Origin of the sequence: Gluconobacter roseus NBRC 3990, from assembly GCF_006538885.1 — a bacterium.
GTDB classification, from domain to species: Bacteria; Pseudomonadota; Alphaproteobacteria; order Acetobacterales; family Acetobacteraceae; genus Gluconobacter; species Gluconobacter roseus.
Genome location: NZ_BJLY01000003.1, coordinates 268,415 through 291,319 on the forward strand (window position 1 = coordinate 268,415; position 22,905 = coordinate 291,319).

Sequence of the window (22,905 nt, forward strand, 5' to 3'; positions counted from 1 at the left end):
TTTCATATCCGGTGGTTTTCAGCGGCCCGTGTTGCGGGGATCATCCTGCGTGTTCACATAGGCCATGCTGAATGGTCCCATGCCTGAGACCTGAAGGACTGCGCCCTGGCTTCCGGCCTTGATGGCGTGGGGCACGTTGACCGGCAGATGCACGAAACCGCCCGGGCCCATATTGCGCTGCTGTGCTGCGGAAAAATCCTGTCCTACGAAATGCTGGATACTGCCGCTGATGACGGTAAGCATCTCGTCCAGATTATGGGTGTGGGGTGGAATGAACGAGCCCGAGGGCATCATGACGCGCAGAGTGAAAGACCCGGGCTTTCCGGTGTCGCCCGTCAGGACGGCGATTTTCGTTCCATGCGGGAACATGGGCGGCGCGGGCTGCCATTTCACGGCGTCCGAGCCTGGAATGATCGTGACACCGGACTGGTTCTGCACGGGTTCGGTCGGGACCGGAGCCGCATGAGCCAGTGGTGTGAGGGTGAGTACCGTGCCGAGAAGCAGGGCTGAACAGGCAGACTGCTTTCTGGGAAAACTGCTGGGGGGCATGGGGATCTCCTCCGTCCTTTGAGGACTCGTGCGGGCCGTGTTGCGGCAACGCAGCGGAGGAGACCGGGTTTGGAACAGGGAGCCGGATTGGTCCCTCTCCCGCAGGATCAGAAGGCGGTGGAGACCGTTCCGGTCATGGTGAAGCGCGGGGCGACCATGAAAGAGTTTCCGTAGCCGGTATAGGACGCCATGTTGCCGCTGTAGACGGTGCTTGGGTCCTTGGCGCTGTAGACCGCGCCCATGGCGCCGGTGCGGACGACGGAGCCGGTCAGGTTGGTAAAGTTCAGGCGGAAGGTCGGGGACTTCGCGAACATGAACGGCTTGAAGTGATAGCCCAGCGAGAGCGTATCGGTGACATAACCCGGGATGCGCTGGTCGCCGGCGATGCTGACGGACTGCGGGCCGGTATAGTGCACGGCGCCGTTCGCAAAGAAGCCCTTGTAGGTATAGGTCAGGCCGAAGTTCGCGATGACATGCGGGGCCATGACAGCCTGCGTGCCCTTGGAATGCAGCATCGTGTTCAGATACGGATCGAAGACGTTGCTGTCCTGCGAAGCGTGCAGATATTCCACGGAAGCATAGGGGCTGAAGCCGTGGATGGGCCGGCCCGCGACCATCACGTCAAATCCGCGCATCTGCTGGTTTCCGACATTGAACGGCTTGTAGCTGTTCATGCCGATATACTGGTCCACGATGCGGTTCGTGACGTTGTAGTTGAAGAAGGCGATATCGGCGATGATGTGATCGTCGTGATAGCGGTAACCGAGTTCTTCCTTGATGGAATACTGGTTCTTGGGAATTGCGACGCTGGTGTACAGCCAGCCGAGATCGACCGCGCTGGGCTGACGGTAATCACCTTCCACATTCAGGTAGATCTGATGGTGGTTGTTGATGCGATAGCCGATTGAAAGCTGCGGCAGAGGCGCTGTGCGGTTGCCTTCCTGACGGCCGTAATAGTCCTTGTTCCAGATGTTCGTCATGACGAACTTGAAGCCGGCGTCCACCGTCAGGTGGTCGTTGAAATACTTGGCGGTGTCATGCACGAACAGCGAGTGGATTTCGTAACCTGCCGTCTGCTTGTCGCCAGCAGAAATCAGATAGGCTGCGTTGTTCGGGCTTGGCGCGTTGCCATCCGGCATCTGGTAGCTGGTGGGGTAGGACTGGATCGTCTGGGTGTTCTCATACCAGTAGCCGACCGAGAACGTGTTGTGACGGTCGATCTCCCAGTTGAGTTTCGCGACCGTACCGACCGAGCGGTATTCGTTCTGCAGGAAGTAATTGGTCAGACCGCGTGTGGCACCGGTCTCGTCTGTCGTGGTGCCGCCCGGTGAGGCGTCCCAGCCCTGCCCGAAGCTGAAATACGGGTGGATGTCGAGCGACAGGCGCGAGGGCAGGGCGATATGCACCGGAGCCGAGATGAAAATCTGGTTCCAGTGATCGTTATTGTTGCCCCAGTAGTTGTTGCTCGTCTTGTCGTTCGTGCGGCCGTAGCCCTGTCCGGTGTGCTTGTAGCGGAAGAACTGGTCGGAGGTCGGGTAGTTGTCGATGATGAAGTCAGCGGAGTTCCAGGACAGGAAGAACTTGGCGTTGGAACCGTTCTGCCAGTCTTTCTGCAGGCCGAAATCGATATGTTTGCGCTGGTTGATGCCAGCACCCATCCACGACCGGGCATGCGTGTTGGAGAACGAGAAGTAGCCACGCACGCCGCTATGGCCGATCTCGCCGGATTCGAGGCGGATGAACTCGCGCGACAGGTTGTTAGTACCGTAAGAGAAATCGATCAGGCCGCCGCGCTTCTGTGCGGGGGTCCGCGTTTCTTCGGCCATGACGCCGCCAGCAGCCGACATAACGGGAAGGTCGGTTGCGGAAGAGCCCGGCGTGACGCTGACGCTTTCGAGGTTCTCGGAATCGACGTTTTCGCTGAGATACTTGGCAGCTGCGGCAGGGGCTCCATCCACCATCAGGCCCATGTCGAGGTCGGTCAGGCCGCGGGACTGGATCTGCCCGCCTTCCATGCCCGACGAATCCGGGGTGGTGACGTTGAGGCTCGGCAGGTTCTGGATCAGGTCGAGCGCGGTGCTGGTCGGCGCGCGCATGTCGATGAACTGCTTGCTGACGGTCTGGACAGCATGGGGTGCCGTCTCGACGCGCATCATGCCACCGCCACCGTTCAGGGCGCGGCGCGACGACGTGACGGAGACCGTTTCGGCAGCGGAGGCATCAAGCGCATGCGGGCGCGGGGCGGCCTTTGCGCGGACCGGAGTAGTGGCAGGACGCGTCGTGCTGCGGCCGGGCGTATGGTGGCGCGGAGCGGAATGTTTCGTTGCCTGCGCGGCGCGAGCGCTCGTGCCGAAAGCGACGAGGACGCTGCCGGCAAGGCAGGTGACTGCAAGGAGCTGACGTCGGTAGCCCGGTGACCAACGGTTGTCTTTCATGCTGCCGGGCTCCTGTCCTGTCGAAACGAAAGGTTCACTTTGGGAACGGTATTTATTCGAAACGTGGATGTAAAACGGATGGCCTATCTGCATCAAAGATAAAATGCAGGGCAGGGCATTGCCGTTTTTAGGGTGGTGCAAAAATGTGACAGTCTATGTCTCCCATTGGCCGCGTTATGCGAGGGGCTGCAAGGTTACTGCGCGGCGGGGGACAGGAACTCTTTCTCAAGCTCGGAAATCACCAGTCGTGCGGCACCCGAGAGTTGGCGGGAGTGATCGACGCACAAAGCTAGTGTCAGGGGTGAGAGATCGTGGTTGGAAATGGGAATAAAGGCCAGTTCGCCGCGGGTAACTTCGTCCATGACGTCGAGCGCACTCAGGATTCCAAGGCCGATACCTTCACGCACCAGGGACTTGATCATCTGGATATTGTCGGACGTCGCAGCGGCCTGAATATCGAGATTGCTGTCAATTTCCAGAATCTCGATCTGGCGTTGAAGGGCGAGCGGGGCTTCGGGCATGATCATGGGATAGTTCATGGCCAGGCTGAAGCGGGCGCTTTTGCGTTCGGCAACGGGATGGTTCGGCAGGCAGACGAATCCGAGCGGGAAATCCTTGTGGGCCCGGACCAGAAGGCCGCGCGCATGGGTCGGATTGAGCAGCAGGGCGACATCGACCGAGCCGTCGATCAGGGCATTCTGGATGCGGCTGTTATCGAGGACATGGGTGCAGATGGTGATGCCGGGATGGGTCGTGCGCATGGCGCGGAGCAGGCGGGGCAGGAAGCCGCGGGTCAGGGCGTCTGGGACAGCGATGTCCACCTGTCCCCGGCGCAGGCCGCGCATGTCCTCGATCTGGACGCACATATTGGTCAGATCCCGCGACCACTGCTTGCCATGGGCGTAGAGGAGTTCGCCCGTCGCCGTCAGGCGCAGACCGGTGGGGAGACGCTCGAACAAGGGGGTGCCGAGGGATTCCTCGCCCTGGAGGATCTGCCGGTCGATGGCCGAAGCGGCGATGCGCAGATGTTCGGAGGCCCGGCGGATCGATCCGTGCTGGGCAACGGCAAGAAAGTAACGCAGGAAGCGTGAGAAGACAGGCATGAAATAACTGCTCTCTTTTTGCGAACGGGAGATGCGTTTTTATGGAGTATACGCCCTTACAACGGTATGAAACTATCCCGACCGACAGGTGACCTGTCATTTTGTTGCGGAAAGACGGTCTGGCGGCGTCCGGATGCTGCTTTGTCCGTACCGGTTTTTTGGGATTTGACCACATGACATCCACCGTTTCTCCCGTCGATGCTCTGGCTGCGCTTTCGGAGCGTGTGCGGGAGGATCTGGCGAAAATCCGCTATGCGACCGGCAACTGGAGCCTGACGCAGGAGCGGGACGGGAAGGCGGTTCTGGATGTGGCCATTATCGGTGCGGGGCAGGGCGGTATCACGTCGTGCTTCGGTCTGCGCCGACAGGGTGTGACCAATGTGGAAGTGTTTGAAAAGGCGTCCAAAGGCGGCGAAGGCCCGTGGGTAACGTTTGCGCGCATGATCACGCTGCGCACGCCCAAGCATGTGACGGGGCCGGACCTCGGGATTCCGAATCTCACGCCGCAGTCCTGGTTCGAGGCGCGTTATGGGGCGAAGGCCTGGGAGGATCTGGACAAGATTTCCCGCCATGACTGGCAGGCCTATCTGGACTGGGTGCGGGAGACGCTCGACATCCCGGTCGTCAACGATCAGGAACTGGTGCATGTCGGCTGGGACAACGGGCTACTGCGACTGACGTTCTGTAATGCGGCCGGTCAGGAAACGGTACGTCTGGCGCGGCGGATGGTGCTGGCGACGGGCATCGAAGGTGGCGGGACGTGGCATGTGCCGTCCTTCATTTCCGATACGCTGCCGAAATCCGTTTATGCGCACACGCATGAGGATATTGATTTCGACGCTCTCAAGGGCAAGCGGATCGGTGTTCTGGGCGCGGGCGCTTCGGCGTTCGACAATGCGGCAACGGCTCTGGAAAAAGGGGCGGGGCGTGTGGATCTGTGCCTGCGCCGGACGAAGATTCCGGCCATTAATCCGTATCGCTGGATGGAAAATGCGGGCTTCCTCGCGCATTTTTCGGAGCTGCCGGATCTGACGCGCTGGCGTTTCATGCGGCAGATCTACAGCCTGAACCAGCCGCCGCCGCAGGACACGTTCTGGCGCTGCCGCCGTCATGAGAATTTTGCCTTCCATCCCGGAACGCCCTGGACGGCGACGCGGATGGACGGGGATGAAGTCGTGGTGACGACGCCGCAGGGCGAGATGCGGTTCGATTTCCTGATCATCGGGACGGGGTTCTCGATCGACCTGTCCCAGCGGCCGGAGACGCAGGATTTTGCGTCTTCGGTCATGCTGTGGCGCGATCACTTCACGCCGCCTGCCGGTGAGGAAAGCGAGCTTCTTGGCAGCCATCCGTATCTGGGCGCGCGGTTCCAGTTCCTGCCGAAGAATGCGGCCGATCCGAAGTCGCCGATGCTGGCGGCAATCTACAATTTCACGTTCGGCGCCATGCCGAGCATGGGTCTTTCCGGCGCCTCCATCAGCGGGATGCGTTTTGGTGTGGAAAAGCTGGCGCGGGGTATCGCGCGGGATCTGTTTGTCGAGGATGGCGACAGGCATCTGGCGAGCCTTCTGGCCTATGACACGGAAGAACTCGTCAGTCTCGATCCGCCGGTGCTTTGAGAAGGAAGACGCCCATGACGCAGGACAGCTATCCGCGGGACATGATCGGCTATGGCCGCACGCCGCCTGATCCGAAATGGCCGAATGGCGCGCGCATCGCCGTGCAGTTCGTCATCAATTATGAGGAAGGGGCGGAGAACTCGGTCCTGCATGGTGATGCGGGATCCGAAGCGTTCCTGTCCGAAATGATCGGCACGAAATCCATCATCGGGGCGCGCTGTGCGCAGATGGAGAGTCTGTACGAATATGGCAGCCGGGCTGGGTTCTGGCGGCTGCGGCGTCTGTTCGACGAGGCGGGGATGCCAGTAACGGTGTTTGGTGTGGCGAAGGCGCTGGCCCGCAATCCGGATGCTGTGGCGGCCATGAAGGAGAGCGGCTGGGAGATTGCGTCCCACGGGCTGCGCTGGATCGATTATCAGGATTTCCCCGAAGACGTGGAGCGGGCGCATATCCGCGAGGCGATTGCGCTGCATACCGAAGTCACGGGAGAGCGGCCGCTCGGTTGGTACCAGGGACGCACGAGCCCGAATACGGCGCGTCTGGTCGCGGAAGAAGGTGGGTTTGTTTACGACGCGGATTCCTATGCGGATGATCTGCCATATTACGACCGTACCAATGGCCGTCCGCAGCTGATCGTGCCCTATACGCTTGATGCCAATGACATGAAGTTCGCAGCGCTGAACGGCTTTACGGAAGGCGAGCAGTTTTTCACCTATCTGCGCGATGCGTTCGACATGCTGTATCGCGAGGGCGGGCGGATGATGTCGGTCGGGCTGCATTGCCGTCTGGCAGGCAAACCGGCACGGGCGATGGGGCTGCTGAAGTTTCTGGAGCATATCCGCAAGCATGAAGATGTCTGGGTGGCGACGCGGCTGGATATCGCGCGGCACTGGCTGTCTGTGCATCCGGCATGAAGATTTCTGACGTTAATGCACTGTCGGCCAAGGCGTTTGTCGCGCAGTTCGGTGGGCTTTACGAACATTCGCCCTGGGTGGCGGAAGGGGCGCTGAAGACGCGGCCTTTTGCGGATGTGGACGCGATGCTGTCCGCGTTTGCGCAGACTGTACGGTCTGCGGGAGCAGAGGCGCAGCTTGCGCTGGTGCGGGCGCATCCGGAGCTTGGGCACCGGGCCGGGATCGATCCGGATCTGACGGAACATTCCGCTTCGGAACAGGCGTCCGCCGGGCTGGATCGTCTGACGCCTGCGGAATATGAGCGTTTCCGGGGGCTGAATGACGCGTATCGCGCGCGGTTTTCCATGCCGTTCGTGATCTGCGTGCGCAAAGTGGCCGCACCGGGAAAAGCTGCGAAGACCGTCATTATGGATGAAATGGAGCGCCGTCTGGCTGGCACTCCCGAAAAGGAACTGACCGAGGCGCTGACGCAGATCGATGCGATTGCAGCGCTCCGTCTGAAGGATCTGGTTGCGTCATGAGTTCTCTGTCCACGCATGTTCTTGATACGGTTTCCGGCAAGCCTGCCGCGGGGGTGAGTCTGCGCCTTCTGCAAGGAGAGCGGGTTCTGTTCGAAGGGCAGACGAATGCGGACGGACGTTGCCCGGAGTTGCGGGATGTTGCTGTTTCGAAAGGGACGTATTGTCTGGAATTCCGGATTGGCGATTATTTCCGCAAAGGCGGGCAGGTTCTGTCCGATCCACCGTTCCTGGATGTGGTGCCGCTCGTGTTCGGGCTGGCGGCAGAGTCTCATGCGCATGTGCCGCTGCTGGCGGCGCCGTTCGGATATTCCACCTATCGCGGAAGCTGAGGGCTTTTCATGACTGCCGAGAACGCCGCGACGACCGGTCTGCATCCCGTTGACGAGAAACTGCCGGTCTGGCGGCTTGGGGCCTATGGGTTGCAGCATGTGCTGGCGTTCTATTCGGCGGCGGTCATTGTTCCGATCCTCGTGGCGGGTGCGCTGCATCTGCCGCGCGAGACGCTGATCCATCTAATTGATGCGGATCTGTTCACCTGCGGGATCGCGTCGCTGCTTCAGGCGGTGGGGTTCGGTCCGGTTGGGGTGCGGCTACCGCTGTTGCAGGGCGTGACGTTCACGGCTGTGGGGCCGATGATTGCCATTGGCTCTGCCGTCGGAGGCGGGACGCCGGGGCTGTTGTCCATTTACGGGTCCGTCATCGTGGCGGGGTTCGTCACGTTGTTGATGGCGCGGCATTTCGCGGGGCTGGTGCGGTTTTTCCCGCCGGTTGTGACGGGTTCCATCATTCTCATTATCGGTCTGGCGCTTTTGCCGGTCGCGGCGAATGACATTGTTTCGGGCGCCAGTCCGTCGGTGATGCAGGACCATGTTCCGCTGCGGAGCATCTGGTACGGGCTGGGGACACTGGCCTCCATTCTGGTGATCCAGCGGCTCTTCCGTGGGTTTATTGCCACGATCGCCGTGCTGATCGGACTGGTTCTGGGGACGCTGGTGGCGTGGATGCTGGGGGATGCGAATTTCGGGGATGTGGCGTCCGCGCCGCTCCTGTCCATCACGCATCCGTTCTATTTCGGGATGCCGACATTCCATCCGGTCTCGATCCTGTCGATGGTGATCGTCATGACGATTTCCATGATCGAGACGATCGGGAACGTCTATGCGACGGGCGAAATCGTCGACAAGCCGATCACGTCCGAAGACATTGCCCGCACCCTGCGCGCCGATGGTATCGCGACCATGCTCGGTGGCGTGCTCAATTCCTTTCCCTATACGTGCTTTGCCGAAAATGTCGGGCTGGTGCGCATGACGGGGGTGAAGAGCCGGTGGGTCGTCGCGGCTGCGGCGGTCATCATGATGATGCTTGGCTGCCTGCCGCGTCTGGGCGCGCTGGTCGCTGCGGTGCCGCTGCCGGTTCTGGGTGGGGCGGCGCTGGCAATGTTCGCGACTGTGGCGGTCGTGGGTGTGCAGACGCTGTCACGGGTGGATTTCAACCGGCAGAGCAACGTCATTATTGTGGGCACCAGCATTGGATTGAGCATGCTGGCGACGGCTCAGCCGCATATCTCCGATACGTTTCCGATGTGGGCGAAGATCGTGTTCGGCAGCGGGATTACGCTTGGGTCCCTATCAGCGATTTTGCTGCATCTGATTTTCAACGTGAAGCGGACAATTCATGAGGCAGCATATGCGATGGACGTGCCGCGCGAGGCGCTGATTGATGAGCGGATCCGGGAGGGGTGAGGCTCAGGGCTCTGCCCTGAAACCCGCCAAAAGCCGGGGGCCTTTGGAAACCAATTCATGAAATCAGGGTGCAGGGATCAAGATCCCTGCCGGGTCCGGGCAGAGCCCGGATCGCCCCTTCAGAAGCCGGTCTGGGCGGAAAAATAGAAACCCGTTTGGTTCCTGTAAGTCGCAATCGTCCCTAGTGACACATAGGCGAGCGTCACGTTCAGGTGCTTGTTGACGAAATAGCTGGTGTAGACGTCGAACCAGTTGCTTTCGTCGGTGAAGCGCTGGTTGCGGGGTTTGGTGCGGTATTCGACGCCGACGACCAGCCCTGGAATGAAGGACGGCAGATAGCCGAGCGAGCCTTCGAACTGGGCGTGATAGTTGTTGTCCTTGTCACCGCCGAAACCGAGGATGCCCCACTGGTTGCCCTTGGTGAAGCGGACGGTGGTGTCGATCAGGATGCCGATTTTTGGAAACAGCTTGGTCACGGCAAGGTAGGCGTCTCCGCCGTCGGTATGCATTGAGCCGACTTCGTGGATGACCTTGCCGTCACTGTCATGCTTGTACATGCCGCCGATGGCGACCTGCGGGATCAGGGTGTTGTCCGCGACGTGACCGAAGAGGCGAACCTTAGCACCTGCGACGTCGAGATCGAACTGATAGCCGTTGCCGATGCCGAGTTTTGCGCCGGTGCCGCGGGTCTGGAAGAAGTTGTGGGTGTAGGAGATTTCGACACGGTCGAAGAAGCCCATCGAGGCGCCGACATTCTGGTCCCAGTAGCTGGTGAGGTTCACATAGCTGTAGTGCAAGGCCATGCCAGCGCTCTTGTTGGAGCCATAGCCGCCGATGGTGGCCCAGCTTGCGATACCGCCGCCGCTGGCCCCTTCGAGCGAGGACAGGCCGCTGGTTCCAAGAGCGCGCTGTCCGTCAAAGAGAGTGCGGAACATGGACTGCCCGTTGCTGTTCCCATCATTGCCAAGCGTGACCTGCGGTGCGCTGTCGGCGGCATATGCGGTCTGGCTTGCAGTGAAGGCACCGAGGGACAGAACCACTGTCAGGGACATCAGGGAACGGAAAGACTGCACGGAATACGGAAAACGGTACATGGTGCCTGCTTTTAAGTCGCGAGCCCGAGGATGAGCCGGAGTATTCTCGCAGATTAAATACTGCTCCCAGTATTACCGCTGCGACTCTGAAAAATAGTTAAGACAACCCTAGAGTTCAAAACTTTTTCAGAGTCAAAGTAAAAATGACACCGAGTGCCTATTTTTGGAATGAGGTGTGTTCCAGCGGCTTCATGCCGTCTTCCGCTGGTGAAGCAACTGACCAGCAACATAAGTAGCCACGATGCTGCGGTCGTCGCCGAGCATGGTGAGGGCGAAGAGACGGTCGGCAAGGGTCTCGGCGGTCTGGGTGCGGATCCGCCCCAGCGGGGTGGCGGCAGGATCGAAAATACAGAGATCGGCATAGAGGCCGGGCCTGATACTGCCGATCCGGTCTTCGAGGCCGAGGGATTGTGCGCCGCCAGCCGTGGCGAGCCAGAGACCCTGCGCCGGATGGAGTCTGGTTTGCAGGCCCTGGGCGACCTTATAGGCGTCTGACAGAACCTGAAGCAGCGACAGGGCAGGCCCGGCGCCGATATCGCTGCCGATCCCGACATGGACGCGGCGTTCAGGATTGAGAGCCTTGAAGAGCGGGAACGAGCCGCTGCCGAGGAACTGGTTCGAGCCGGGGCAGTGCGCGATGGAACAGCCGGTGTCGTGGCAGCGCTGGAAGTCTGCTTCCTCGGCGTGAACGGCATGGGCGAGAATGGCGCGCGGACGCAGAAGACCGGCCTTGTCGTACACGTCCAGATAGGAGGCGCGATCGGGGAAGAGTTCGCGCACCCAGGCAATTTCCGAACGGTTTTCGAGCAGATGGGTCTGCATGAACAGGCCGGGTTTCGTGGCGAGCAGGGCGCCTGCGAGATCAAGCTGTTCGGGTGTGCTGGTGGGGGCGAAGCGCGGGGTGACGGCATAGAGCTGCCGCCCGCGGTTGTGCCAGCGGGCGATGAGTTCGGCGGACTGGTCATAGCCGCTTTGGGGGGTGTCGCGCAGGTTCTCGGGGGCGTTGCGGTCCATCAGGACCTTGCCGGCGATCAAGCAGGTGTTGAGGCGCTCGGATTCCTCGAAGAACGCGTCCACGGACTGGGGATGGACGGTGCAGTACACGGCGGCCGTTGTGGTGCCGACGCGCAGGAGTTCGCTCAGGAACTGCCGGGCGACAGCGCGAGCATAGGTGATGTCAGCGTAGCGGGCTTCGGCGGGGAAGACGTAGTTTTCCAGCCATTCCAGAAGCTGTTCGCCGTAAGACGCGATGACCGGGAGCTGTGGGTAGTGGACATGCGTGTCGATCATGCCGGCGGAAATCAGCATGTCGGGGTAATGGTCTACGCTTGTTCCGTCGGGAATTTGATCCCGAAGACTGTCCCATGCGCCGGCAGCAGTGATGAGACCGTCCTGGATCAGGATTAGGCCGTCGGGCTCGTGATGGAGGGCCTCCATGGGATCGACGGTGAACGGATCGGCATGGAAGGTCAGGTAGGGGCCGCGAATGGCTCTGGTCTGGGTCATGGAGCCACCTTATCGCAGGCATTCTGGCGGGGGGAGCGGGTTTGTGAGGAAGCCTGCGGATTGGCAGTCTAGGGTGGGTGTCTTACAACCTTTGCAGGGGGAGCCGGCGTGCAGGCGTTCTTCCGTATGAGCCACGGAGTATCCGCCGATGATGTCGAGTGATTCTGTTACGCCCCCGGTTGCACTGGATGTTCCGGAAGGACTTGCTGTTCCCCTGGATGGTACAACAAGTGGTACGGTTGCCGTGCCTGTGCCGGAGACGGCGGATGTGACGGATTCCGGCATTGGCGGCAATGACGGTTCAGCGTCTTCATCGGCCAAAGCCATCGAGGGGCCGTATCACGCGCCGTCGCTTCAGCCGGTCATCAAGGGTACGCGGGGTGTCCGGTTCGACTTCAATGATGGCGCGCGTGTCATGTTGCCGTCACTGGAAGGGGAAAAAGTTCCCGCCGGAGCGCAGTGGCATGTGCGGCTTTCGGATCATGTGACCGGGAATGTGCTGTTTGATGCACGCCTGAAGGGCGGCATGGTCTCCTCTACCAAGAAATTCTTCGTCCCGTTCACGGTGGATGTCTGGCTGGAGCAGCCGGGATCAGAGCCGGAACTGGTCGTTCATCACGATCTGGCACTGTCGGGGCAGCCGGTTCTTGTGCAGCTTCCGGTGGGAACGCTCGGCGATACGCTGGCCTGGCTGCCGGCGGCCCGGCGTCTGGCACAGGATAGCGGTGCAAAAGTGACGTGTTCGGTGTCCGAAGCGATCCTGCCGCTTGTGGTCAGTGCCAATCCGGAACTGACGCTTGTCGGGCATGACCGCATGAAGGCAGACCCGGATTTCACGGCTCGGTTCTATGCGACCTACAATATCGGACTGTTTTTCACGGATAAGGACAATACCCGCCAGCCGACGGACTTCCGGCATGTCGGTCTGCACAGGACGGCGGCCTATATTCTGGGCGTTGATCCCTGGAATGATACGCCGCCGGGCATCACCATTCCCGATGGCGAGACGCCGCCCGTTGCCGAGCCATATGTCGTGATTGCCACGCAGGCCAGTACGCAGTGCAAATACTGGAATAATCCCGGCGGCTGGCATGACGTGATCGCGTTTCTGAAAAAAGCGGGTTATCGCGTCATCTGCATTGACCAGAAGCCGTATCACGGCACGAGCTACGTCTATAACCATATCCCGCATGGCGCCGAGGACCAGACCGGCAGCCGGCCGCTGACAGAGCGCGCTCGCTGGCTGAAACATGCGAGCTTTTTCATTGGCCTGTCGAGCGGGCTGGCCTGGCTGGCGCACGCGGCGGGTACGCCGGTGGTGATGATTTCAGGGTTCACGCATCCGGATAATGAGTTCGCCACGCCCTATCGGGTCATTAACTGGCATACCTGCAATTCCTGCTGGAACGATCCGGCTTTCCAGTTCGATCACAAGGACTTCTTCTGGTGCCCGCGCCATAAGGGCACGGACCGGCAGTTCGAATGCTCCCGCCTGATTACCGGGGCGCAGGTGATTCATACCATCAGGCGGCTGATGACGGATCGAGCACTTGCAGGGGCAGACAGCCAGCGTCCTGCGGTGGGATAAAGCCTCTGGAAACGTCGTCTGTGCTGGCATGGCAGGCGTGGCCCTGATATTTGCAGGGCCCAGAGTGTTCCACCTGATCGCGGTTCTGTCTGCGGTCTCCATGTCCCGGATGGTTGCCCCATGTCTGATGCGCCTGATGCCCTAGAACCGATCCGCATTGTCGCGCTGTATCATTTCACGCCGTTCGAAGACCCGGCCGCGTTGCGCGAACCGTTGCTGGAGCTGTGTGAAAAGGAAGGCATCAAGGGGATCCTGCTTCTGGCCCGTGAGGGGATCAACGGCACGATTGCCGGGACGGAGGAGGGCATGAAGCGCGTGATGGCGCATATCCGTGCGCTGCCGGGCTGTGCGGATCTGGAGAGCAAGGACTCCCGGGCTCCGGAGTTGCCGTTCCGTCGCATGAAAGTGCGGCTGAAAAAGGAAATCGTCACGATGGGCGAGCCGGATATCGACCCGCGTCAGGGCGTGGGGCGGTATGTGGCGCCGGAGGACTGGAACGCGCTGATTTCCGATCCGGACACGATCCTGATTGATACGCGCAATGATTACGAAGTGGCGATCGGGACGTTCAAAGGCGCGGAAGATCCCAAGACGAAATCATTCCGCGAATTTCCCGAATGGTTCCGCAAGCGTCGGCAGGAACTCGAAGCGAAAGGGCGCCTGCCGAAAATTGCCATGTTCTGCACGGGTGGCATTCGCTGCGAGAAGTCGACGTCCTTTGCGCGGGCGGAAGGTGTGGACGAGGTCTATCACCTCAAGGGCGGTATTCTGAAATATCTGGAGACCGTGCCGGAAGAAGAAAGCCTGTGGGAAGGCGAGTGCTTCGTGTTCGACCAGCGTGTGTCGGTGAAGCATGGGCTGGAGATCGGCACGCATGATGTCTGCCATGCCTGCCGTCGTCCGCTGAATGAAAAGGACAAGGCCTCGCCGCTGTTCGTGCAGGGTGTGTCGTGCCCGCATTGCCATAACGAACGCACGGAAGAGCAGCGCCATCGCTATGCCGAGCGTGAGCGTCAGGAAGCGCTGGCCCAGGCGCGGCGGGCCGGGCATCTGGGCGTCCGCCAAAAATAACGGCGGTCTCGCCGGTCGCTGAGGACGTTGTGCAGCGGCCGGATGTGGCCCAGCGGATGTTCCGGATTGCGGGGCGCTATGCGCTGATCAATGCCCTGATCGCCATCCCTCTGCATCTTCTGATTGATGCAGAGGGGTTCAGGGGAACCACCGCAACGTGGAAGCATGGTGTTGTCGTGCTGGCCGTGGCGGGCGTTGTGTTCGCACCCATCATGGAAACGTTTCTGCACTTCTGGTTGCCAATCGTGGTGGTGCGGAAGGTGCTGGGGCAGCGGTCCGGGACGCCGTTTGTGGCGTGGCTCGCCTGCGTGGGGCCATTTGCTACGAGCATTATAGCGGTGATCTGGGACGGAGTGCCCTGACGGCCCTCTGTACCGGGCTGGTGAGCGGAAGCTGTTTCTATTTCTGTTTTCTGACCGCCGGGAAAGATGCGGGGGTCAGCCCGTTCTGGACGACGACGCTGTGCCATGCCCTGTTCAACGCTACGGTTCTGGCGGTGTTCGGGCTGGCTTATGTTCTGGGGCTCTGGTCCTGAAGAGGATTTGACACTTCAGGACCAGGTCGGGTTCAGGCTTTGGTCTTATTGCGGGAGCCGGCGGGGCGGCCTCTGGGCTTCTTTTCAGTGGCCTTTTCCGCTGCTTTTTCTTTGTCGGCTTTTGCCTTTTTCGCGGCAGTGCGTTCGGCTTTTGGTGGCGGCAGGCTGGCGGCGAGCATGGCCTGTGTGATTTTGGTGGCCGTGACCTTGCGCGGCTGTCTTGCGCCCGGTGCGTCCAGCAGCGGGGCGAGGAAGCGGCCGGTATGGCTGGCTTTGCAGGCGGCGATATCTTCTGGTGTTCCGGCTGCGACGACCTGACCGCCGCCATCCCCGCCTTCGGGGCCGATATCGATCAGCCAGTCGGCCGTCTTGATGACTTCGAGATTGTGCTCGATCACCAGAACCGTGTTGCCCTGATCGACAAGGGTGTGCAGCACTTCGAGCAGCTTGCGGACGTCTTCCGTGTGCAGGCCGGTTGTGGGCTCGTCGAGAATATAAACCGTGCGGCCGGTGGCGCGTTTGGCCAGTTCCTTCGACAGTTTGACGCGCTGGGCCTCACCGCCCGAGAGCGTGGTGGCCTGCTGGCCAAGGGCGACATAGCCCAGTCCGACCTGTTGCAGGATGGCGAGACGGTCGCGGATCTTGGGGGCGGCCTGAAAGAACGGCAGGGCTTCGTCCACGGTCATGGACAGCACGTCCGCGATGGACTTGCCGCGGAACTTCACGTCCAGCGTTTCGCGGTTGTAGCGCGCGCCCTTGCAGGTGTCGCAGGTCACGTACACGTCCGGCAGGAAGTGCATCTCGATCTTGAGAACGCCGTCGCCCTGACAGGCTTCGCAGCGACCGCCCTTCACGTTGAAGGAGAAGCGGCCTGGCTTATAGCCGCGCGCTTTGGACTCGGGCAGCTCGGCAAACCAGTCCCGGATCGGGGCGAACAGGTCCGTATAAGTCGCAGGGTTCGAGCGCGGCGTGCGGCCGATCGGGGACTGGTCGATCTCGATGATTTTGTCGAGATTGTCCACGCCTTCCAGACGGTCATAGGGAAGCGGCGTCTGGCTCGATTTCATGAGCTGGCGGGACAGCGCCTTGTAGAGCGTATCGATGACCAGCGTGGATTTACCACCACCCGAAACACCCGTGACGGCGATGAAGGTGCCGAGCGGGAAATCGACCGTCAGATCCTTGAGGTTGTTCCCGCGTGCGCCGTGCAGGGTGAGCATCCCGCTGGGCTTGCGACGTTCGGTCGGGACGGGAATGACCTTGCGGCCTGACAGATAGGCACCGGTGATGCTGTTGGGATTTTTGGCGACTTCGGCCGGGGTGCCAACGGCGATGACTTCGCCGCCGAGTTTGCCTGCACCCGGTCCCATATCGATCAGGTAATCGGCGGCGCGGATGGCGTCCTCGTCATGTTCGACGACGATGACGGTGTTGCCGAGGCGCTTGAGGCGTTCGAGCGTGCCGAGCAGGCGTTCGTTGTCGCGCTGGTGCAGGCCGATGGAGGGCTCATCCAGTACATACAGCACGCCCGTCAGGCCCGAACCGATCTGCGACGCCAGACGGATACGCTGGCTTTCGCCGCCGGACAGGGTCGCGGAACCGCGTGACAGGGTGAGGTAGTCCAGCCCGACATCATCGAGGAAGTGCAGCCGGTCCGTGATTTCACGCAGGATGCGGCGGGCGATCTCGGCGCGCTGGGGCGTGAGGGTCGCTTCCACGGTGGAAAACCAGTCGAGCGCCTTGCGGATGGGCATGTCCGAGGCTTCGGCGATGTTGAGGTCCTTGACCTTCACGCACAGGGCTTCGGGCTTGAGGCGTGCGCCGTGGCAGGCATGGCACGGCTTTTCTGACTGGTAGCGGGAGAGTTCTTCGCGCACCCACATGCTGTCCGTCTGGGCCATGCGGCGGCGCAGATTCTTCAGCACGCCCTCGAACGGCTTGGTGATGATATGGACTTTCCCGCCATCGCTATAGGGAATGTCGATCGGCTCTTTCGAACCGTTGATGATGAGATCCTGCGTTGCGGGCTGAAGCTCGCTCCAGGGCGTGTTCATGTTGTCGCCGCAATGGCGGGCGAGGGCGGCGAGCGTCTGGTCGTACCAGTCCGTGCTCGCACCCTTCCACGGGGCGATGGCGCCTTCGGCCAGTGTCAGGCTGTCATCCGGGACAATCAGGTTCGCGTCGAAATGCGTCTCGGTGCCGATACCGTCACAGACCGGGCAGGCGCCCATTGGGGCGTTGAAGGAGAACAGCCGTGGCTCGATTTCCTCGATCGTGAAGCCGGAGACGGGGCAGGCGAAGCGGGACGAGAACACGACATGCGCCGGGGCTTCCTTTTCGCCCGCACGTTTGACTTCCTCGGCATAGGCCAAGCCATCGGAGAGTTCGAGCGCGGTCTCGAAGCTGTCGGCCAGACGGGACTCAATTCCTTCCTTGACGACAATCCGGTCCACCACGACTTCGACCGTATGACGCGTTTTGCGGTTCAGTTCAGGGGCTTCTGCGATTTCGTACAGCTCGCCGTCGATCTTTACGCGGGTGAAGCCCTTGCGTGTGAGTTCAGCCAGTTCGCGCTTGCAGTCACCCTTGCGGTCCCTCACGACGGGGGCAAGCAGCATCAGGCGCATGCCGTCCGGCATGGCCATGACGCGGTCCACCATCTGGCTGACGGTCTGCGCCTCGATCGGCAGGCCGGTCGCGGGGGAATAGGGGATACCGACACGCGCCCAGAGCAGACGCATGTAGTCATGGATTTCCGTGATTGTGCCCACGGTCGAGCGGGGGTTCTTGGATGTGGTTTTCTGCTCGATCGAGATGGCCGGAGAAAGGCCCTCGATGGAGTCCACATCCGGCTTGCCCATCAGCTCGAGGAACTGGCGGGCATAGGCGGAGAGACTTTCCACATAGCGCCTCTGGCCCTCGGCATAGATTGTGTCGAAAGCCAGGGAGGATTTTCCGGAGCCCGAAAGACCCGTGATGATCGTCAGGGAATCACGGGGGATCGTGGCATCGATATTCTTGAGATTATGGGCGCGGGCCCCACGGACACGGATCGAATGGTTGTCTGGAAAGCTCACGGAAACCCCGGAATGTGGAGAAAAAGCGATTGTGAAAGCAGAACGCTCTTGAAGGGCGCTGGATCAATCATAGATGGGCGTTTAGAAGGATAAGAAAAGAACAATTCGAGAAAATTGGTTGGGACGGGAATGGCAGGCAGCGTCAATAAGGTGATTCTGGTTGGAAATCTGGGCAAGGATCCGGAAGTCCGCAACACGCAGTCGGGGGCGAAGATCGTCAACCTGACCGTTGCGACGTCCGACACCTGGAACGACAAGCAGTCGGGTGAGCGCAAGGAGCGCACCGAGTGGCATCGTGTGGTGATCTTCAACGAGCGCACGGCTGATGTGGCCGAACGTTATCTGCGCAAGGGCCGCAAGGTCTATATCGAGGGTGAACTCCGTACCCGGAAGTGGACCGACCAGTCCGGCCAGGAAAAATACACGACCGAAGTTGTGATCGACCGGTTCCGTGGCGATCTGGTGCTGATCGACAGCAATCGCAGCGGTGGCGGCGATGATGGCGGTTTTGACAATGGCGGGGGCTATGGCGGCGGTGGCGGCTTCGGCGGCGGAAGCCGGGGCGGCTCAGCTGGCGGTTCGGGCGGTTTCGGGGGAGGATCCCGCGGGAACGCTGGTGGCGGCAACCGTTCAGGTGGCAGCAATGGCGGTTGGGATGCCCCGCCGGACAACGATCTGGACGACGAAATCCCGTTCTGATCCTGTCAGGAAAAACTGGGTAACAGATAAAAAATGGCGGATGTCAGCCGACATCCGCCATGGCAGGGCGTTTTCCGTCAGCCCGCGGGCCGGGTCTTAAAAGACCGCGCGGTCCGGAATACTGGACGGGTCCGGCGTCATGACTGCAACCGTGTTGGAGAAATGGCTTCGACCATCGGTTCCATTGGCAACACCGCCTGAGCAGGCGGACAGGGCAAGAGCGCAGGACAGTAATACTGCGTCGAATACCAGAGCTTTCTTCCTGATCATCATTGTTATTCTTCCTTTTCTGATCGTGACGACCATACGATTCTGGAAAAGGAGAGTGAAATCTTATGTTTCTATCTGTTCATAAGTGCGACTTATGAACTGGTGCATGATGCGCGCGTCGGGAAAAAGGCAAAAAAAAGGCCGGTGCGTCTCTGCACCGGCCTTCCCGTAGTCCTGCTTTTCAGTGGGACTCAGGCTTCGACATAAGCCTTGACGATGGTATCGGGGTCCTTGACCACGCCACCGGCGCCCGAACCGCGCTTGAGCTGGTCCACATATTCCATGCCTTCGATCACCTTGCCGACGATCGTGTACTGACCGTTCAGATGCGGGCTGTCGGCGAACATGATGAAGAACTGGCTGTTGGCGGAGTGCGGTGCCATCGTGCGGGCCATGCCCACCGTGCCGCGCTCGAACTTGGCCTTGTCCGTGAATTCGGCCTTGAGGTCCGGATAGGAGCTGCCGCTCGTGCCGGTTCCCGTCGGATCGCCACCCTGGGCCATGAAGCCTTCGATCACGCGATGGAACGCCACGCCGTCATAGAAGCCTTCGCTGGCCAGATGCTTGAGGCGCTCGCATGCCAGCGGAGCCAGGTCGGGGCGCAGCTCGATGACGACCTTGCCAGTCTTGAGCTCGAAAACCAGCTTGTTGCCGTCGGGCACTGCAGTATCGGACATCTTGGAACCTTCCAGAAATCATTGAAGGCTCTTATGTCGGCCCTCGGCCCAGTTTCGACAAGACGATACGTGCAACATCTTCGCTGACGAAGGGAGAAATATCGCCCCCCAGCCGCGCGATTTCCTTCACGATCCTGCTGGCCGTGCTGCGATGTTCTTCAGAAGACAGCAGAAAGACCGTCTCGATTTCCGGAGCCAGACGACGCAGCGCGCCGGAAAGCTGGCTTTCATAGTCGAAATCCCCGCCAGATCGCAGCCCGCGCACGACCGTGCCCGCGCCTGCCTGACGGACGGCATCGACCAGCAGCGTATCAAAGCCGACGACCTCGATCCGGTCGCCATGCGGCAGCTTGTTCACCTCATGGCGCAGGGCCGTAAGCCGTGCGTCCAGATCCAGAAGCGGCTGCTTGCCTTCATTGACCGCTACGCCGACCAGCAGGCGGTCGAACAGGGTGGAGGCCCGGTGGATGATGTCGAGATGCCCGAACGTGACCGGATCGAACGTGCCGGGATAGAACCCGACACGTGGATCAGTCGGCGTTTCAGGCGTCAGGTGCAGCATCGTCGCCTGCGGAGGGTGCTTCAGGAGCCGCTTCGGAGGAACTGGCATCACCAATTACCTTGGCGCCTGCTTCCGATCCTTCATCCGCATCGCCCTCTTCCGTGTCATCTTCCAGAACCGGGAAGACACAGATGACGGTCTCGGTATCATTGAGACGGAACAGCGTCACACCGCTGGCCTGACGGGCCATGACACGGACCTGCGACACCGGCAGGCGGATCAGACGGCCCGTATCCGTGACCAGCATGACGTCCGTTCCATCGAGCGTCGGCAGGGTGCCCACCACTTCCTTGCCGCGACGGTTTGCGGAGAAGGTCATGTTGGTGATGCCCTGACCGCCACGGCCCGAGACACGGTAGTCATAGGCCGAAGAGCGGCGACCAAAGCCACCATCCGTCACGGTCAGGAGGATTTCCTCCTGCTGCTCCAGCTCTTCGAAACGCTCCTGCGTCAGGTCGCCCGTGATCTCGACGGTTTCTTCGTCACCGGAAACGGTCTCGTCTTCGGTGCTGTCATCCAGAGCCGCATTTTCGGCGCGGCGCTTGGCATTGGCCATGCGCAGATAGGCCGAACGCTCCTCGACACTGGCTTCGACGTGATTGAGGATGCACAGCGAAATGACGGCGTCGCCCTCGCCGAGACGGATGCCGCGCACGCCCGTGCTGCCACGGCCGGCGAACACACGCAGCGTCTCGTCCGTGATCTGGAAGCGGATGCAGCGCGCATTTTTCGTCGCCAGGAACACGTCCTGACCTTCACGGCAGGTGGCCACGCCGATCAGGGAGTCGCCTTCATCCAGCTTCATGGCAATCAGACCGGAAGCACGGATGTTGCGGAAATCGCTCAGGCGGTTGCGGCGCACATTGCCGCTGGCCGTGGCGAAGGCGAGGTGCAGGTCTTCCCACAGATCCTCGTCCTGCGGCAGCGGCAGAACGGCCGTGATGGAATCCGTGCCCAGCTCGGGCAGAAGGTTGACCAGCGCGCGACCCTTGGCGGTCGGCGCGGCTTCCGGCAGGTGCCAGACCTTCATCCGGTAGGTCTTGCCGCCCGAGGAGAAGAACATCACCCACTGATGCGTATGGGCGTTGAAGCTGCGGACGATCACGTCATCTCCACGGCGCCCGGAGGCTGTGCGGCCACGGCCACCACGGTTCTGGGAGCGGAAGACCTCCAGCGGCGTGCGCTTGATGAAGCCGTCACGCGTGATGGTGACGACCATCTGGCCAGGTTCGATCAGGCTTTCATCGGTTTGGTCACCCAGTGCGTCGGAAATTTCCGTCACGCGCGGCGTGGCGACTTCGGCACGGGCGGCCAGAAGCTCCTCGCGCATGACTTCCATACGACGCGGACGGCTCTCGATAATGGCCAGCAGTTCGCCGATCTTATGGGCGACTTCACCGAGTTCGCCCTGGATCTTCTCGCGTTCCAGACCCGTCAGGCGCTGCAGGCGCAGTTCCAGAATACCGCGGGCCTGGGCTTCCGTGAGGCGGACCTTGCCATCGATGATGACATTGCCCTCGTCATGGATCAGCTCCAGCAGCGGGATGACTTCCGCAGCGTCCCACTCCCGCGCCATCAGCGATTCACGGGCCGTTGCGGCATCCGGGGCCGCACGGATCAGCGCGATGACTTCGTCGATATTGGCGACGGCCAGAACCAGACCGACCAGCAGATGTCCGCGGTCGCGGGCCTTGTTCAGATCGAAGCGGGCGCGGCGCAGGATGACTTCCTCGCGGAAGCGCAGGAAGGCTTCCAGGATGTCCTTCAGCCCCATCGTCCGCGGCTTGCCATCGTCGAGCGCCAGCATGTTGGCGCTGAAGGACGTCTGGAGCTGCGTAAAGCGATAGAGCTGGTTCAGCACCACATCCGGGGTCGCATCGCGCTTGAGCTCGATGACGACACGCATGCCCGAGCGGTCGGACTCGTCGCGGATGTCGGAAATGCCTTCGATTTCCTTGGACCGCACCAGATCGGCGATCTTTTCCTGCAACGTGGCCTTGTTCACCTGATACGGGATCTCGGTGATGATGATGGCCTGACGGTCCTTGCGGATTTCCTCGATCTCGGCGCGGGCGCGAACCGGAATGGAGCCGCGACCCGTCTCATAGGCGCGACGGATGCCGCTGCGGCCCATGATGATGCCGCCCGTCGGGAAATCCGGTCCCGGGATGATCTGCATCAGTTCGTCGAGTTCGATGGCCGGGTTGGCGATCATGGCCAGCGTGGCGTCGATGACCTCACCCGGATTATGCGGCGGGATGTTGGTCGCCATGCCGACGGCAATACCGGCCGCGCCGTTGACGAGCAGGTTCGGGAAGACGGCCGGCAGAACCTTTGGCTCGTTCTCGCTCTCGTCATAGTTCGGCTGGAAATCGACGGTATCGCGGTCGATATCGTCCAGCAGGAAGGACGATGCCTTGGCCAGACGGGCCTCGGTGTAACGCATGGCAGCCGGGCTGTCGCCATCGACCGAACCAAAATTGCCCTGACCGTCGATCAGTTTGACGCGCATCGACCAGTGCTGCGCCATCCGGACCATGGCGTCATAGATCGAACTGTCACCATGCGGATGGTATTTACCCATCACGTCACCGACCGCACGCGCCGACTTGCGGTAAGGCTTGTCGGCGGTGAAGCCGCTTTCGCGCATCGCATAGAGAATACGGCGATGGACCGGCTTCAGACCGTCCCGCACATCCGGCAGCGCACGCGATACGATCACGGACATCGCATAGGCCAGATAGGAGGAGCGCATCTCCTCCTCGATCGTCACAGGAAGACGGCCGGAAGGGATCAGATCAGTCGGCTCGGTCAGCTCGGTCAAGACAGGTCACCACGCTAGAATTCAGTTGTCTCAGCATACCGCATGCGCTGCCGTCACGCCACACCTGCCACTGGTATGGGCCTTTTCCGTAACGAAAACATTCGTTCCCAAAGCGCGCA

20 protein-coding genes are annotated in these 22,905 nt (G+C 61.1%); 10 read left to right on the forward strand and 10 right to left on the reverse strand.

The window, feature by feature from the left end; all coding sequences use genetic code 11:
• Positions 1-18: 18 nt before the first annotated feature.
• From GRO01_RS08685 to GRO01_RS08695, 3 genes are all read right to left on the reverse strand, one after another.
• Positions 19-549: a cupin domain-containing protein gene (locus GRO01_RS08685; protein WP_062510983.1), complete on the reverse strand. Its 531-nt coding sequence runs from the start codon at positions 547-549 to the stop codon at positions 19-21.
• A gap of 107 nt (positions 550-656) precedes the next feature.
• Positions 657-2,984, reverse strand: coding sequence for a TonB-dependent receptor (locus GRO01_RS08690; protein ID WP_062510985.1), 2,328 nt, complete (start codon positions 2,982-2,984; stop codon positions 657-659).
• Positions 2,985-3,178: 194 nt separating this feature from the next.
• Positions 3,179-4,087 (reverse strand): LysR family transcriptional regulator, encoded by a 909-nt coding sequence (locus tag GRO01_RS08695; RefSeq protein ID WP_062510987.1) that lies wholly within the window; start codon positions 4,085-4,087, stop codon positions 3,179-3,181.
• Positions 4,088-4,260: 173 nt separating this feature from the next.
• Between GRO01_RS08695 and GRO01_RS08700 the strand changes: the two genes are divergently transcribed.
• Genes GRO01_RS08700 through GRO01_RS08720 form a run of 5 tightly spaced genes read left to right on the forward strand, consistent with a single transcriptional unit; the run spans position 4,261 to position 8,883 of the window.
• Positions 4,261-5,706, forward strand: coding sequence for a SidA/IucD/PvdA family monooxygenase (locus GRO01_RS08700; protein ID WP_062511456.1), 1,446 nt, complete (start codon positions 4,261-4,263; stop codon positions 5,704-5,706).
• A 14-nt stretch (positions 5,707-5,720) separates the two neighbouring features.
• Positions 5,721-6,620: an allantoinase PuuE gene (gene puuE / locus GRO01_RS08705; protein WP_062510989.1), complete on the forward strand. Its 900-nt coding sequence runs from the start codon at positions 5,721-5,723 to the stop codon at positions 6,618-6,620.
• Positions 6,617-7,141, forward strand: a complete 525-nt coding sequence (uraD, locus tag GRO01_RS08710) for a 2-oxo-4-hydroxy-4-carboxy-5-ureidoimidazoline decarboxylase (RefSeq protein ID WP_062510991.1) — start codon at positions 6,617-6,619, stop codon at positions 7,139-7,141. Before puuE ends, uraD begins: the two co-directional genes overlap by 4 nt.
• Complete coding sequence (gene uraH, locus GRO01_RS08715) at positions 7,138-7,470, forward strand: hydroxyisourate hydrolase (RefSeq protein ID WP_062510993.1); 333 nt, start codon at positions 7,138-7,140, stop codon at positions 7,468-7,470. The genes uraD and uraH overlap by 4 nt, the downstream gene beginning before the upstream one ends.
• A gap of 9 nt (positions 7,471-7,479) precedes the next feature.
• A complete protein-coding gene (locus tag GRO01_RS08720) occupies positions 7,480-8,883 on the forward strand; it encodes a nucleobase:cation symporter-2 family protein (protein ID WP_062510995.1) in 1,404 nt (467 codons plus the stop codon).
• A gap of 119 nt (positions 8,884-9,002) precedes the next feature.
• On the opposite strand, the gene GRO01_RS08725 is transcribed toward GRO01_RS08720, so the two are convergent.
• Positions 9,003-9,977, reverse strand: coding sequence for a DUF3034 family protein (locus GRO01_RS08725; protein WP_062510997.1), 975 nt, complete (start codon positions 9,975-9,977; stop codon positions 9,003-9,005).
• A gap of 189 nt (positions 9,978-10,166) precedes the next feature.
• Positions 10,167-11,483 carry a guanine deaminase gene (gene guaD, locus GRO01_RS08730; RefSeq protein WP_083541419.1) on the reverse strand — a complete coding sequence of 439 codons (1,317 nt, stop codon included), beginning with the start codon at positions 11,481-11,483 and terminating at the stop codon, positions 10,167-10,169.
• A gap of 148 nt (positions 11,484-11,631) precedes the next feature.
• Between guaD and GRO01_RS08735 the strand changes: the two genes are divergently transcribed.
• The 4 genes from GRO01_RS08735 to GRO01_RS13325 all read left to right on the forward strand — a co-directional run bounded on the left by GRO01_RS08735 (position 11,632) and on the right by GRO01_RS13325 (position 14,677).
• Positions 11,632-13,071, forward strand: a complete 1,440-nt coding sequence (locus GRO01_RS08735; protein ID WP_231490424.1) for an autotransporter strand-loop-strand O-heptosyltransferase — start codon at positions 11,632-11,634, stop codon at positions 13,069-13,071.
• A 120-nt stretch (positions 13,072-13,191) separates the two neighbouring features.
• Positions 13,192-14,142 (forward strand): oxygen-dependent tRNA uridine(34) hydroxylase TrhO, encoded by a 951-nt coding sequence (gene trhO / locus GRO01_RS08740; RefSeq protein WP_062510999.1) that lies wholly within the window; start codon positions 13,192-13,194, stop codon positions 14,140-14,142.
• Positions 14,143-14,171: 29 nt separating this feature from the next.
• The gene (locus GRO01_RS08745; RefSeq protein ID WP_141306953.1) at positions 14,172-14,504 is read left to right on the forward strand and encodes a hypothetical protein; all 333 of its coding nucleotides are present in this window, start codon (positions 14,172-14,174) and stop codon (positions 14,502-14,504) included.
• 20 nt (positions 14,505-14,524) lie between these two features.
• Entirely contained in the window at positions 14,525-14,677 is a 153-nt protein-coding gene (locus GRO01_RS13325; RefSeq protein WP_156053224.1) for a hypothetical protein, read from the forward strand.
• A 32-nt stretch (positions 14,678-14,709) separates the two neighbouring features.
• Here the strand turns inward: GRO01_RS13325 and uvrA are convergent, their stop codons facing one another.
• Entirely contained in the window at positions 14,710-17,754 is a 3,045-nt protein-coding gene (gene uvrA / locus GRO01_RS08750) for an excinuclease ABC subunit UvrA (RefSeq protein ID WP_062511003.1), read from the reverse strand.
• A gap of 129 nt (positions 17,755-17,883) precedes the next feature.
• Here uvrA and ssb point away from each other — a divergent pair, with 129 nt between their 5' ends.
• A complete protein-coding gene (ssb, locus tag GRO01_RS08755) occupies positions 17,884-18,453 on the forward strand; it encodes a single-stranded DNA-binding protein (RefSeq protein ID WP_062499917.1) in 570 nt (189 codons plus the stop codon).
• Between the two features lie 96 nt (positions 18,454-18,549).
• Here ssb and GRO01_RS13330 read toward each other — a convergent pair whose 3' ends face one another.
• The 4 genes from GRO01_RS13330 to gyrA all read right to left on the reverse strand — a co-directional run bounded on the left by GRO01_RS13330 (position 18,550) and on the right by gyrA (position 22,786).
• Positions 18,550-18,726 (reverse strand): hypothetical protein, encoded by a 177-nt coding sequence (locus tag GRO01_RS13330; RefSeq protein ID WP_156053226.1) that lies wholly within the window; start codon positions 18,724-18,726, stop codon positions 18,550-18,552.
• Between the two features lie 188 nt (positions 18,727-18,914).
• Entirely contained in the window at positions 18,915-19,400 is a 486-nt protein-coding gene (locus tag GRO01_RS08760) for a peptidylprolyl isomerase (protein ID WP_062511005.1), read from the reverse strand.
• 31 nt (positions 19,401-19,431) lie between these two features.
• Positions 19,432-19,962: a pantetheine-phosphate adenylyltransferase gene (gene coaD / locus GRO01_RS08765; RefSeq protein ID WP_062511007.1), complete on the reverse strand. Its 531-nt coding sequence runs from the start codon at positions 19,960-19,962 to the stop codon at positions 19,432-19,434.
• Positions 19,943-22,786 carry a DNA gyrase subunit A gene (gyrA, locus tag GRO01_RS08770; RefSeq protein WP_083541420.1) on the reverse strand — a complete coding sequence of 948 codons (2,844 nt, stop codon included), beginning with the start codon at positions 22,784-22,786 and terminating at the stop codon, positions 19,943-19,945. The genes coaD and gyrA overlap by 20 nt, the downstream gene beginning before the upstream one ends.
• Between the last annotated feature and the right edge of the window lie 119 nt (positions 22,787-22,905).

Bases quoted from the DNA above. Each gene is read 5' to 3' on its own strand.
- GRO01_RS08685 (WP_062510983.1), bottom strand. From the start codon at position 549: ATGCCCCCCAGCAGTTTTCCCAGAAAGCAGTCTGCCTGTTCAGCCCTG.
- coaD (WP_062511007.1), bottom strand. From the start codon at position 19,962: ATGCTGCACCTGACGCCTGAAACGCCGACTGATCCACGTGTCGGGTTC.
- GRO01_RS13330 (WP_156053226.1), bottom strand. From the start codon at position 18,726: ATGATGATCAGGAAGAAAGCTCTGGTATTCGACGCAGTATTACTGTCC.
- guaD (WP_083541419.1), bottom strand. From the start codon at position 11,483: ATGACCCAGACCAGAGCCATTCGCGGCCCCTACCTGACCTTCCATGCC.
- GRO01_RS08760 (WP_062511005.1), bottom strand. From the start codon at position 19,400: ATGTCCGATACTGCAGTGCCCGACGGCAACAAGCTGGTTTTCGAGCTC.
- GRO01_RS08695 (WP_062510987.1), bottom strand. From the start codon at position 4,087: ATGCCTGTCTTCTCACGCTTCCTGCGTTACTTTCTTGCCGTTGCCCAG.
- GRO01_RS08725 (WP_062510997.1), bottom strand. From the start codon at position 9,977: ATGTACCGTTTTCCGTATTCCGTGCAGTCTTTCCGTTCCCTGATGTCC.
- uraD (WP_062510991.1), top strand. From the start codon at position 6,617: ATGAAGATTTCTGACGTTAATGCACTGTCGGCCAAGGCGTTTGTCGCG.
- GRO01_RS08700 (WP_062511456.1), top strand. From the start codon at position 4,261: ATGACATCCACCGTTTCTCCCGTCGATGCTCTGGCTGCGCTTTCGGAG.
- GRO01_RS08720 (WP_062510995.1), top strand. From the start codon at position 7,480: ATGACTGCCGAGAACGCCGCGACGACCGGTCTGCATCCCGTTGACGAG.
- uraH (WP_062510993.1), top strand. From the start codon at position 7,138: ATGAGTTCTCTGTCCACGCATGTTCTTGATACGGTTTCCGGCAAGCCT.
- puuE (WP_062510989.1), top strand. From the start codon at position 5,721: ATGACGCAGGACAGCTATCCGCGGGACATGATCGGCTATGGCCGCACG.
- GRO01_RS08690 (WP_062510985.1), bottom strand. From the start codon at position 2,984: ATGAAAGACAACCGTTGGTCACCGGGCTACCGACGTCAGCTCCTTGCA.
- GRO01_RS08735 (WP_231490424.1), top strand. From the start codon at position 11,632: ATGATGTCGAGTGATTCTGTTACGCCCCCGGTTGCACTGGATGTTCCG.
- trhO (WP_062510999.1), top strand. From the start codon at position 13,192: ATGTCTGATGCGCCTGATGCCCTAGAACCGATCCGCATTGTCGCGCTG.
- ssb (WP_062499917.1), top strand. From the start codon at position 17,884: ATGGCAGGCAGCGTCAATAAGGTGATTCTGGTTGGAAATCTGGGCAAG.